Here is a 12267-nt window from a genome sequence, read left to right as displayed (position 1 = left end):
ATTAACATATAAACTTCAGTTCCACATTTTTCTTTCCTACCGCAAGTTCCACTTTGGCACCGTTGATAAGCGGGAGATTATGAGTCACATGCCCCACCGGGAAATTGAAACAGACGGGATAATCATACTCTTTTAGCAAATCCGCCAAAGCGGCATACAAATCCTTACCCAGCGAATGGTCTTCCTCATATTCCGTAAATTGACCGATAATCAGTCCGGACAATTTTTCAAGTACGCCTCCCAGCTTCAAATTATACATCATACGCTCGATGGCATGCGGACGTTCGCTAACATCTTCAATAAACAGTATAGTCCCTTCCGCCGGAATATCATAAGGAGTCCCACGCAAACCGTAAGCTACCGCCATGTTACCGCCACGCAAAACGCCTTGTGCACTCCCCTGCTTGTTCAATTTATGCTTCTCGCACGTGTAAGAAGGAATATTTCCCCATAAAATATCCTTCAGATAGTTTGCGCAAAGATCGTTTTCAGGTTCCACCGTAAGATGACGGGCCATCAATGAATGAAGGGACGCATATCCGTTTTTCTGAAACAGATTGTGCAGGACTGTTATATCGCTAAAGCCCAATAACCATTTCGGATGATCACGAAAAGCCGTAAAATCGATCTTATCGATCAAATGTACTGCCCCGTAGCCTCCGCGACTACAAAGAATAGCTTTCACCTTAGGATCGTCCATCGCATCCTGCAGATCCTTGAGCCGCTGCCCGACTGTTCCGGCATATCTTCCCGATGAACTTCCGGCATGCTTTCCTATAGCCACTTTCAAACCCCATGATTCAAGCCGTTTCTTGGCTCCTTTCAGGAATTGCCGGTCTATCTTACTCGAAGGTGATACGATAACCACTTTATCACCTTTCTGCAAAAAGGGAGGAAATTGAATATCCATATATGTTCTTATTTTATTGGGGGATTTGTGTGCAAAAATACAGGAAAAAACGGTTCCACGCACATCCAACAGGTAAAACAAATGAAATATAGCAAAATGTTACATAATGGATGCATTTTTTCGGGTTATAATCGTTATTTTTTCAATCATTTTTCTGATATTTGCTCAAAATCTAACGTTATGGAACCTATTCTAAATTTTGCCCAATTAACGGCGCATCTTAAAACACTAAACCATAGAAAACGAATCGCCGTGGTCTGCGCGAACGACCCTAACACTGAATATGCCATCTCCCGTGCTTTGGAAGAAGGAATTGCTGAATTTCTGATGATTGGAGATTCTACCATTCTGAAGAAATATCCTATGCTCAAACAATATCCCGAATACATAAAAACCATCCACATAGAAAATCCGGATGAAGCGGCGCGCGAAGCTGTCCGCATTGTCCGTGAAGGAGGAGCGGATATTTTGATGAAAGGGATTATCAATACCGACAACTTACTGCATGCTATACTCGACAAAGAAAAAGGTCTGTTGCCGAAAGGGGAAATCCTCACGCATCTGGCTGTGATGGAAATTCCGACTTACCACAAACTGCTTTTCTTCTCGGATGCCGCTGTCATCCCGCGTCCTACGCTACAGCAACGCATAGAAATGATCTGGTATGCGATCTGTACCTGCCGCCACTTCGGCATCAAACAACCGCGTGTCGCGTTGATCCACTGCACAGAAAAAGTGAGTGCCAAGTTCCCTCATTCACTAGATTATGTGAATATCGTAGAACTTGCCGAGGAGGGAGAATTCGGAGATGTGATTATTGACGGTCCGCTGGATGTACGTACTGCCTGCGAACAGGCAAGTGGTGATATTAAAGGGATTATATCTCCCATCAACGGACAAGCGGATGTCTTGATATTCCCGAACATCGAATCGGGTAATGCATTCTACAAATCCGTTTCTCTGTTTGCACAGGCTGAAATGGCAGGACTGCTGCAAGGACCCATTTGCCCTGTAGTGCTTCCATCCCGTAGCGATTCCGGCTTGTCCAAATATTACAGCATTGCGATGGCATGCTTACAAGTATCAGGAGATTGCAAATGCAGGAAACAAATCAGCCCAATCACCGGCTCATCATTCTAAATTCACCACAAAAAACCTACTATTCATGAAAATTCTGGTTATCAACCCCGGTTCTACCTCTACCAAAATAGCGGTTTACGAAAATGACACTCCTCTGTTCGTCAGCAATATAAAACATTCAGTAGAAGAACTTTCCGCTTTTCCCGAAGTGATAGACCAGTTTGAATTCCGAAAGAAACTGGTGTTACAAGAATTGGAAAACAACAGGATACCTTTTTCTTTTGATGCCATCATCGGACGCGGCGGTTTAGTAAAACCGATACCGGGAGGAGTATATGAGGTAAATGAGGCCATGCAACGTGATACCGTACATGCCATGCGTACCCATGCCTGTAACTTAGGAGGCTTGATCGCCAACGAACTGGCAGCTACCTTACCCGGCTGCCCGGCTTTCATTGCCGACCCGGGAGTGGTGGATGAACTGGAAGACATAGCACGCATTACAGGTTCTCCTTTAATGCCAAAGATTACGATCTGGCATGCTTTGAACCAAAAAGCAATCGCACGCCGCTTTGCCAAGGAGCAGGGAACCCAATACGAAAACCTGGATTTAATCATCTGCCATCTGGGAGGTGGCATCTCTGTCGCGGTCCATCACCACGGACGGGCCATTGACGCCAACAATGCATTGGACGGTGAAGGTCCTTTCTCACCGGAACGCGCCGGCACACTTCCCGCCGGTCAACTGATCGACCTTTGCTTTAGCGGTCAATTCACCAAAGACGAATTAAAAAAACGTATCTCCGGACGCGCCGGACTGAATGCTCATCTAGGTACGACCGATGTTCCCGTCATTATCCAATCTATCGAGGAGGGAGATAAAAAAGCGGAACTGATACTGGATGCTATGATTTACAATGTTGCCAAAGCGATAGGTGCCGGCGCTACCGTGCTTTGTGGGAAAGTAGACGCTATCCTTCTGACAGGAGGCATCGCCTATTCGGATTATGTGGTTTCAAGACTGAAAAAAAGAATCTCTTTCCTGGCTCCCATCTACGTTTACCCGGGAGAGAATGAAATGGAATCGTTGGCATTTAATGCCATAGGAGCACTCAAAGGAGAATTGCCGATACAAGTTTATAAATAACATAAATGGTAAACAAGAAGCCTTTAATATAAGAATATAAGCTTCCAGCATTGCCAAAGTCAGACTCTTTCGGGATTCGACCCCAATCAGTTATTCCATAAGGTGTTTGTTTCATCCATTACGATTCCTTTCAATTTATCTATTCTTTATTTCTGCAGACTTTTTTCAATATTCTACAAACGACGTTCTAAAGCAACAACGTTTTCGTCCTCTTCCTTTTCAAAGAAGGGGGCATTCCTTCAAAAGGAACAAAGCCTTGGTTCTAAAGCAAAGGAAACGGCTCCATTAGAGGGTATATTTGCCTGTATCATAAACTTTTTGAGCAAAAAAACTCTTTCAAAGAAATTTTTCTCATATCTTTGCAACGTGTTAAGTTAATAAATTGATTAAGGTCGATTTTTGACTGTTTCGAATCGGAAGGTATGGGGGTACTTTCCGATTCTTTTTTTAAAGAAGAGATAGCAGGGAACATGATTTTACCGGTGAACCGCTTTCATCTCCTCAAAGGGTTTAAGAAATTGGAATGAATCTAAACATATATCGGCTATTATATATAGAACAGGCCACCTCCGAATGTTACTAAAAAAAGAGAGGCTGTCCAACAAGTCTTATTTTAACGCTTTCACCCCTGCCAAAGTATCTTTTGGCAGGGGTGATTTCTAATTACTGAGACCTGTTAGACAGCCTCTCATTCATTATATAGAAAGATAATACTCGTTTACTTCTTTTCCGGTTTGGGTATCAACACTTTTCTCGAAAGTTTGAATTTGCCTGTTTTCGGATCAATATCAATCAGTTTTACTTCAATTTCATCACCTTCCTTAATTCCTGCTTCTTCTACTGTTTCCAGACGCTTCCAATCAATTTCAGAGATGTGCAGCAAACCATCCTTGCCCGGCAAGAATTCGACAAATGCACCGTAAGGCATAATAGAACGAACTTTACCTTTATAAACTTCGCCCACTTCAGGAACAGCAACAATTGCTTTAATCATGCGCATTGCATCATCAATACATTTTTTGTTTGTTCCGGAAACTTCGATGCGCCCCACACCGTCAATTTCTTCGATAGTAATCACAGCACCTGTTTCTTCCTGCATACCTTGGATAATCTTTCCACCAGGACCGATCACAGCACCGATAAATTCTTTGGGAATTGTCATCGTTTCAATGCGTGGAGCATGTTCTTTCAAATCAGCACGTGGTTCGGCAATTGTTTCAGTAATCTTGTTCAGGATATACATACGTCCTTCTTTTGCCTGATTCAAAGCACGTTCCAGGATTTCGTAAGACAGACCGTCCACCTTGATATCCATCTGAGTAGCCGTAATACCATCTTTAGTTCCCGTTACTTTGAAGTCCATATCTCCCAAGTGATCTTCGTCACCCAAGATATCAGACAATATAGCATATTTCTCTTCACCCGGATTCTTAATCAACCCCATAGCGATACCTGATACCGGTTTCTTGATCTTCACACCAGCATCCATCAACGCCAATGTCCCGGCACATACAGTAGCCATAGAAGAAGAACCGTTAGATTCGAGAATATCTGAAACCACACGTACTACATACGGATAGTCAGCTGGAATCTGCCCTTTCAAAGCACGCCAAGCCAAGTGACCGTGACCGATTTCACGACGACCTACACCACGCTGTGCTTTTGCTTCACCTGTAGAGAAAGGAGGGAAATTATAATGTAACAAGAAACGTTCTTTTCCGTGTTCCAAAACATCATCAATGATCTTCTCATCCAGTTTGGTACCCAGAGTAACAGAGGTCAGTGATTGTGTTTCACCACGGGTAAATATAGCAGATCCGTGAGGACCGGGCAGAGGACCAACCTCACACCAGATCGGGCGGATTTCCGTAGTCGTACGGCCATCCAAGCGCTTCCCTTCGTCAAGGATAGAACGGCGCATCGCTTCTTTTTCTACATCGTGGTAGTAACGGTCGATCAATGCCCCCTTCTCATCCAACTCTTCTTCTGAGAATTGAGCTTTAAATTCTTCACAGATAGCTTCGAAAGCGGCCAAACGTTCGTGTTTGTTGTTGTTTCCGGAAGCGGCAACAGCGTAAGCTTTTTCGTAACATGCTTCATGAACAGCCTTGCGCAAATCTTCATCGTTCACTTCATGGCAGTATTCACGTTTTACTGTTTTTCCAACCTCTTCTGTCAACTCCATCTGAGCTTTACAATGAACTTTGATAGCTTCGTGAGCTACTTTCATAGCCTCCAGCAATTCAGCTTCGGATACTTCGTGCATTTCACCCTCTACCATCATGATGTTCTCATAAGTAGCGGCTACCATCAGATCCATATCAGCTTTTTCCAGTTGTTCAAAAGTAGGATTAATAACGAACTGACCATCGATACGTGCTACACGTACTTCAGAAATCGGTCCGTTGAAAGGAATATCTGAAACGGCAAGTGCTGCAGAAGCGGCAAGTCCTGCCAATGCATCCGGCATATCCACGCCATCAGCAGAAAAGAGGATGATGTTCACATATACCTCTGCATGATAATTATCGGGGAATAAAGGACGGAGAGCACGGTCAACAAGACGACAAGTCAGAATCTCATAATCAGAAGCTCTACCTTCTCGCTTGGTGAAACCACCGGGAAAACGACCGAATGCCGCAAATTTTTCTTTGTACTCTACCTGTAAAGGCATAAAATCTGTTCCGGGAACTGCATCTTTAGCGGCACAAACAGTAGCCAACAACATGGTATTTCCCATGCGGAGCATTACAGAACCGTCTGCCTGTTTTGCCAACTTTCCCGTCTCGAGTGTGATGGTTCTTCCATCAGATAACTCGATTGTCTTAACAATTGGGTTAATCATAAAAATTGTTTTATCTATACTTTTTCTTTCAAAATTCCTGCAAAGATATACATTTATCGTGGTAATCAGGTGGAAATGAGGTAAAAAGTTAGCTACAAACCGATTTTTTTTCAAAATTAGGATGAAGAACAGTACAAAATGCTTTGACTAATCTCGAAAAGAAGTATATTTGCATCTTGTTAATAACACACACTATATGAAAAAGGTTACTTTTGCAGCGCTCACCGCACTTACTATTACTGCTTGTAGTTCCGGCCCTACATTCCAGGTGAAGGGGGATGTATCAGGAGCCGAGGGTAAAATGCTTTATCTCGAAGCTTCCGGTCTGGAAGGTATTGTTCCGCTCGATTCAGTGAAGCTGAAAGGGGAAGGTACATTCAGTTTCAAGCAGCCTCGTCCCGAATCACCCGAATTCTACCGTTTACGGATTGACGACAAAATCATCAATTTTTCTGTCGATTCTATCGAAACAATTCAGATCAAAGCTCCGTATGTGGACTTCTCTACTGCTTATGCAGTGGAAGGTTCGGAAAACAGCAATAAAATCAAAGAGCTGACATTGAAGCAGATCCACCTTCAAAAAGAGGTAAATGATTTGCTGGTATCTTTGCGCAGTAACAGGATAGGGCACGATATGTTCGAAGATAGCCTGGTAACATTGCTCGACAACTATAAGGAAGATGTCAAAGTAAACTATATTTTCGCTAATCCTAACACGGCTGCGGCTTACTTTGCCCTGTTCCAGAAGCTCAATAATTATCTGATATTCGACCCGTTGAACAATAAAGACGATGTGAAATGTTTCGCAGCCGTTGCTACGAGTCTCAACAATACGTTCCCTCATGCCGTACGTTCCAAAAACCTTTATAATATCGTAATCAAAGGAATGAAGAACACGCGCCAGCCACAAACGAAAGCGTTGGAGATTCCACAAGATAAGATTGTAGAAACCGGCATCATTGACATCGCCTTACGTGATGTGAAAGGGAATGTGCGCAAGCTAACTGACCTGAAAGGCAAAGTCGTTTTGCTCGATTTCTCCGTATTTCAGTCACCTGCCGGAGCTCCTCACAACCTGATGCTTCGCGAACTATATAATACATACGCTAAAGAAGGACTGGAAATATATCAGGTGTCGCTCGATGCGGACGAGCACTACTGGAAAACAGCGGCAGACAACCTTCCATGGGTTTGTGTGCGCGATGGAAATGGAGTTTACTCCACCAATGTAGCCATATATAATGTCCGCCAGGTTCCATCTCTCTTTTTGATTAATCGCAACAACGAATTGAAGCTTCGTGGCGAAGATATTAAGAATTTGGAAGCAGCTGTCAAGTCATTACTCTAAGTTGTTATAATTTAGCATATTTCTTTTAAATATGTTACATAGCATCTTTTTTCACTTGACACGTATCACTTAAAGAGCTATCTTTGCAAAGAAATAATGAAGAGAGGGTTCCAACATGACTCATGTTGGAATTCTTTTTTGTTTATATGACCATTTAACACAATTAAAGGAGGAAAACATCATGGCTTATATGTCAGAAGAAGGTTACAAGAAACTGATGGCGGAACTGAAGGAACTGGAAACAGTGGAACGCCCGAAGATCTCGGCGGCAATAGCCGAAGCCAGAGATAAAGGAGACTTGTCTGAAAACGCTGAATACGACGCAGCAAAAGAGGCGCAAGGTATGCTTGAAATGCGTATCAACAAATTGAAAGCTACCATTGCAGATGCAAAAATCATCGATGAATCTAAATTAAACACAGATTCCATACAGATTTTAAATAAGGTGGAACTAAAGAATGTAAAGAATGGCATGAAGATGATTTATACCATCGTTTCAGAAAGTGAAGCAAACCTGAAGGAAGGAAAGATTTCCGTTAACACTCCGATTGCACAAGGTCTGCTTGGCAAGAAAGTGGGTGATATAGCAGAAATCACTGTTCCACAAGGTAAAATTGCACTGGAAGTAGTAAGCATATCAATTTAACGTAAAGGCAGGTCTCCGTGTGGGGCTTGCCTTAATTTATCAATAAAAGTTATGGCAACAATATTCAGTAGAATCATCGCAGGCGAGATACCCTGCTATAAGGTGGCAGAAAATGAAAAGTTTTTTGCTTTTCTTGATATCAACCCGTTGGTAAAGGGACATACATTGGTAGTGCCCAAACAAGAAGTTGACTATATTTTCGATTTGAGCGATGAAGACCTGGCTGCTATGCATGTGTTTGCAAAGAAGATAGCCCGTGCCATTGAAAAAGCATTCCCTTGCCGAAAGGTAGGCGAAGCTGTTATCGGATTGGAAGTGCCTCATGCACATATTCATTTAATTCCTATTCAAAAGGAATCGGATATGTTGTTTTCGAATCCGAAACTGAAATTGTCGAATGAAGAATTCAAATCCATAGCACAAGCAATCAACTCCTCTCTATAAAACATGATGATGAAATAATGAAGAGGCTGCCTAACAGGTCTCAGTAATTAGAAGTCACCCCTGCCAAAACATATTCTGGAAGGGGTGAAATCGTTAAAATAGAACTTGTTAGACAGCTTCTTTATTTTCGCCCCTCCTTTATACCTAAAAAATAGTACGATGCAACTTTTGCCAGCATCTGTGTGCATACAATGTTAAGATAATAGTTAATCTCTGTTTTCTTGAAGATAATAAACGTGAAAACAGTTTGGCGTGAGGTTTATTCTAATAAAAATACATCCATACTTTCACCAATCAGAATTTGGCAAAAATTTTCCCCGAAGTTATTGCGATATTAAAAAATATACTTATCTTTGCACCCGCAAACGAGAAAGGTGCCATAGCTCAGTTGGTAGAGCAAAGGACTGAAAATCCTTGTGTCCCCGGTTCGATTCCTGGTGGCACCACTTTTAAAAGACTAATTATTAAGCAGTTATCAATAAAGACAACTGCTTTTTCTTTATATGCTACCCCATTTTTCTACGGATTTAGCCACTTTTTACTATCAGAGTTAAATCAAGAGTTAAACCGAAAATCAATATGGCAACAACCGTTAATGTATTGTGCTCCACGGGCTGGGAATAGTTTATCTACCACCTAAATTGGTGATAGATAAATTTTGAAATGGTAAATAAATCGTTTAGTCCAGCACCATGTATTTTTGTTATACAGGATTAAAAATTCAACTTTAAGGTTGTATCATTTATTTTAATATTGTAACTTTGCACTATGATTACGAAAGAAGATGTAGAAAAGTTTCTGAGCAACTTTTGTGTTAAGGTGAAAATCTTCGGAATAAGATTCCGTGATGACCGGGATAAGAACCGCAACACGTTGCTTGATCTGGAAATCTCGCCGCGTTTGCGAGAAGAAGTGGTCATATCATTGAAATGGCACGATTATTCGGAGGGGCCGATTACAGATGAACTGAATAACTACGGGGAAATGTGGGTGTTCGGAAAAGATGTTAACGGAACCGAGGTTTACATCAAGATTTCAATGGGAACACCAAATTCTCATACTATCTGCATTTCGTTTCATACGGCAGAGCATCCAATGTCTTACCCTCTTAAAACAATTGACGATGAATAAAATAAAACTTGCAGACGGTGAGCAGCTGTTCACGGAATTGCGAACAGTTGTTTTCAGAAAAGAGCAGTTTGACTATATCCATGTAGGCATTATAGATAAAAACGGAGAATTTTGGACGACAACGGAACTTGACGAGGTTAACATGAGTCAAGTTTATAATCAATACCGTGTCCGTCATGGAATACCGTTTCCAGATGAGATATGCGCTCTGCGGAAATATTATGGGCTGTCAGCACTCAAGATGTCTGAGATTCTTGGCTTCGGTGCAAACCAATACCGTTATTATGAAAACGGAGAGATGCCTAGCACCTCAAACGCCCGCATGTTGATCGCGATCAGGGACAAACGTACATTCCTGTCTTTCCTTGAGGCTTCCATTCAGACTATCGGGGAAAAGGATTACGCGAAAATACACAAACGGGTTACGGGTCTGCCACAATACGAGTGTCCAGAAAATCAGCCATCCGCATTATCAGGGTATGTCTCATACTCCCCGACAAAAATAGCTGCTGCCGTAAAATATTTTATCAAGGAAATGAAAGGTGTGTTCGTGACCAAAATGAACAAGCTTTTGTTTTATGTAGATTTTCTGTGTTACCGTCGCAAGGGCTACGGAATTACAGGATTGGAGTATTCGGCATTGCCATACGGACCGGTTCCTGAAAATTGGGGACGTGTCTATGATTCCATTCCGGAGATAAGAATGGATGAGTATATTTTTCCTGACATGACGTCCGGTATTGAGCTGAACTCCAATACAGAACCCGATATGGAGGTGTTTGATGAAACGGAAGTCAACGTACTGAAAGATGTTGCAGAACGGTTCAAGAATACAAAAGCCGGCGAAATTTCACAAATCAGCCATAAGGAAAAAGGCTGGTTGGACAATCACGAAAACAAAAAATGTATTGACTATTCCTATGCCTTTGATTTATCGATGGTATAATTCAATAAAAACGGATCCCGACTGTAATGGTCGGGATTTGCACCTTGTCGGGGTTATTCCGGGCAGTCTCACTAAATCTGCTACAGATTTTTGCATGGGTCGTAGTCGCGCAGGAAGGTTGCCATAGCAATTTTGCTGATGGGCTTCTTTTCACCGTCCAGCTTGCGTAAAATCTGAGAGTTGATTTTACAGCGGTGGCATCGTACAACCATTGCATCGTGGCTTCATAGTTGGTTATGCGGACCGTGCTCACGTTATTCAGGGAAATCAGTTTGTGTAGCTCGTATAGTGCAATCTTAACCCACATTACCACAATAAACCTTTCATAAGGTTTAAACATCTACTTTTAGAAAAGCCTCAAACCTCATTCCTATAAATCCGTTTGACAGAATTTTAGCCTATTAAGGCAAAATTTTAGCCTTTATAGTTCTTGCCAATTCATACATTTGCGCATTATTTATTAATATTACAAATTTCCTATGAAGACAATCACAAAAAATGTATGGAGAAGTTTCTTTATAACGGCAGCCATGACGACAATCTGCTCATGTGCCCCGTCTACTCAAAAAGTTGACGGACAGCCGGAAGAACAAGAGGACTATTATGTGGCAGCCTATATATGGCCGTCATGCCACAACGACCCGATGGCACAAGACACTTTATGGGGAGAAGGTATCGGCGAATGGGAAGTCATCAAAAAAGGCACTCCCCGTTTCGAAGGGCACTATCAGCCAAAAGTACCTTTGTGGGGATACGAAATGGATGATGACACACAAGTGATGGAAAAATGGATTGATGTGGCAACCGCCCACGGCATCAATATGTTTATCTTCGACTGGTACTGGTATGATGGGCAGCCTTTTTTGGAAAGCACCGTCAACAACGGATTCCTGAAAGCCAAAAACAACGAAAAAATGAAATTCTACCTGATGTGGGCTAACCACCACGTAGCACACAACTATTGGAATGTACACCGATACAAAGATGATAAATCGCGTTTATGGAACGGGACGGTAGACTGGGATAACTTCAAAATCATCGTAGAACGGGTAATACGCCAATATTTCCACCAACCGAACTATTTCAAGATAGACGGTTGTCCGGTATTCTCTATCTTCGGTTACTACGAGCTACGCGAGAACTTCGGCGATGCCAAAGGGGTAAAAAAGGCAATGGACTACTTTAGAGAAGAAGTAAAAAAAGCCGGATTCCCGGATTTACATCTCCAACTCATCGGCGATGGCTTCCCCTTCCCCGAATTTATGGAAATGGTGGCCACGGTAGGCGTCAATAGCGTAACAAAATACAACTGGGGATGGCCTTTCGAGGAAGACTATGTATCATGGGGAACAAAAGCTATGCAACGCAGAGAACAATGGACGCAAGCATTGGATTCGCTCGAGGTTCCTTTCTTCCCGAATGTATCTATCGGCTGGGACGATTCACCTCGGTTCCCGAACAAAAAAGCCAACGAAATCGTGCATTACAATGACTCGCCCGAAAGTTTCGCCGCTTTCCTGCAAAAAACGAAAGAGTACGTAGATCAACGTCCCGAACGCCCCAAACTGATTACAATCAACTCCTGGAACGAATGGGTGGAGGGCAGCTATCTCCTGCCCGATATGAAAAACGGATTCGGTTACCTGAATGCCGTAAAACGGGTGATGAACGGCGAGTATGAGAATTTTGGAAACAAGAAATAGAATAAGTACGGGAACGAAAATGATTACAGAGAAAAAATTAGAAAAAATACTACTTACATTGAAATAA

The 12267-nt window shown here is 42.3% G+C and carries 10 protein-coding genes and 1 tRNA gene; 9 read left to right on the top strand and 2 right to left on the bottom strand.

All coding sequences use genetic code 11. The features are described from left to right. Window position 1 precedes the first annotated feature (1 nt). Window positions 2–910, bottom strand: a complete 909-nt coding sequence (locus AB9N12_RS09565; protein WP_369891672.1) for an LD-carboxypeptidase — start codon at window positions 908–910, stop codon at window positions 2–4. A gap of 180 nt (window positions 911–1090) precedes the next feature. Here AB9N12_RS09565 and AB9N12_RS09560 point away from each other — a divergent pair, with 180 nt between their 5' ends. Continuing rightward, the gene (locus tag AB9N12_RS09560; protein WP_369891670.1) at window positions 1091–2050 is read left to right on the top strand and encodes a phosphate acyltransferase; all 960 of its coding nucleotides are present in this window, start codon (window positions 1091–1093) and stop codon (window positions 2048–2050) included. Window positions 2051–2075: 25 nt separating this feature from the next. Beyond that, window positions 2076–3137, top strand: coding sequence for a butyrate kinase (gene buk / locus AB9N12_RS09555; protein WP_369891668.1), 1062 nt, complete (start codon window positions 2076–2078; stop codon window positions 3135–3137). A gap of 718 nt (window positions 3138–3855) precedes the next feature. On the opposite strand, the gene pnp is transcribed toward buk, so the two are convergent. Then, window positions 3856–5982: a polyribonucleotide nucleotidyltransferase gene (gene pnp, locus AB9N12_RS09550; protein WP_369891666.1), complete on the bottom strand. Its 2127-nt coding sequence runs from the start codon at window positions 5980–5982 to the stop codon at window positions 3856–3858. 196 nt (window positions 5983–6178) lie between these two features. Between pnp and AB9N12_RS09545 the strand changes: the two genes are divergently transcribed. From AB9N12_RS09545 to AB9N12_RS09515, 7 genes are all read left to right on the top strand, one after another. Then, window positions 6179–7330 carry a DUF4369 domain-containing protein gene (locus tag AB9N12_RS09545; RefSeq protein WP_369891665.1) on the top strand — a complete coding sequence of 384 codons (1152 nt, stop codon included), beginning with the start codon at window positions 6179–6181 and terminating at the stop codon, window positions 7328–7330. 181 nt (window positions 7331–7511) lie between these two features. Then, entirely contained in the window at window positions 7512–7976 is a 465-nt protein-coding gene (gene greA / locus AB9N12_RS09540) for a transcription elongation factor GreA (protein WP_369891663.1), read from the top strand. A 51-nt stretch (window positions 7977–8027) separates the two neighbouring features. Then, window positions 8028–8420, top strand: coding sequence for an HIT family protein (locus tag AB9N12_RS09535; RefSeq protein WP_369891661.1), 393 nt, complete (start codon window positions 8028–8030; stop codon window positions 8418–8420). Between the two features lie 373 nt (window positions 8421–8793). Beyond that, window positions 8794–8866: transfer RNA gene (locus AB9N12_RS09530), tRNA-Phe, on the top strand. 322 nt (window positions 8867–9188) lie between these two features. Continuing rightward, the gene (locus tag AB9N12_RS09525) at window positions 9189–9551 is read left to right on the top strand and encodes a toxin (protein ID WP_369891659.1); all 363 of its coding nucleotides are present in this window, start codon (window positions 9189–9191) and stop codon (window positions 9549–9551) included. Next, window positions 9544–10497, top strand: coding sequence for a type II toxin-antitoxin system antitoxin SocA domain-containing protein (locus AB9N12_RS09520; protein WP_369891657.1), 954 nt, complete (start codon window positions 9544–9546; stop codon window positions 10495–10497). Before AB9N12_RS09525 ends, AB9N12_RS09520 begins: the two co-directional genes overlap by 8 nt. A gap of 479 nt (window positions 10498–10976) precedes the next feature. Next, window positions 10977–12200: a glycoside hydrolase family 99-like domain-containing protein gene (locus tag AB9N12_RS09515; protein WP_369891655.1), complete on the top strand. Its 1224-nt coding sequence runs from the start codon at window positions 10977–10979 to the stop codon at window positions 12198–12200. The last annotated feature ends 67 nt before the right edge of the window (window positions 12201–12267 follow it).

This window comes from Bacteroides sp. AN502(2024) (assembly GCF_041227145.1).
Classification (GTDB): Bacteria; Bacteroidota; Bacteroidia; order Bacteroidales; family Bacteroidaceae; genus Bacteroides.
Note: the sequence above shows the minus strand (reverse complement) of the source record. Positions and strands in the feature narration are given on the sequence as shown.

What these genes read in the sequence shown, in the direction of transcription:
- AB9N12_RS09565 (WP_369891672.1), bottom strand. Translation starts at nt 910, where the DNA reads ATGGATATTCAATTTCCTCCCTTTTTGCAGAAAGGTGATAAAGTGGTT.
- AB9N12_RS09560 (WP_369891670.1), top strand. Translation starts at nt 1,091, where the DNA reads ATGGAACCTATTCTAAATTTTGCCCAATTAACGGCGCATCTTAAAACA.
- buk (WP_369891668.1), top strand. Translation starts at nt 2,076, where the DNA reads ATGAAAATTCTGGTTATCAACCCCGGTTCTACCTCTACCAAAATAGCG.
- pnp (WP_369891666.1), bottom strand. Translation starts at nt 5,982, where the DNA reads ATGATTAACCCAATTGTTAAGACAATCGAGTTATCTGATGGAAGAACC.
- AB9N12_RS09545 (WP_369891665.1), top strand. Translation starts at nt 6,179, where the DNA reads ATGAAAAAGGTTACTTTTGCAGCGCTCACCGCACTTACTATTACTGCT.
- greA (WP_369891663.1), top strand. Translation starts at nt 7,512, where the DNA reads ATGGCTTATATGTCAGAAGAAGGTTACAAGAAACTGATGGCGGAACTG.
- AB9N12_RS09535 (WP_369891661.1), top strand. Translation starts at nt 8,028, where the DNA reads ATGGCAACAATATTCAGTAGAATCATCGCAGGCGAGATACCCTGCTAT.
- AB9N12_RS09525 (WP_369891659.1), top strand. Translation starts at nt 9,189, where the DNA reads ATGATTACGAAAGAAGATGTAGAAAAGTTTCTGAGCAACTTTTGTGTT.
- AB9N12_RS09520 (WP_369891657.1), top strand. Translation starts at nt 9,544, where the DNA reads ATGAATAAAATAAAACTTGCAGACGGTGAGCAGCTGTTCACGGAATTG.
- AB9N12_RS09515 (WP_369891655.1), top strand. Translation starts at nt 10,977, where the DNA reads ATGAAGACAATCACAAAAAATGTATGGAGAAGTTTCTTTATAACGGCA.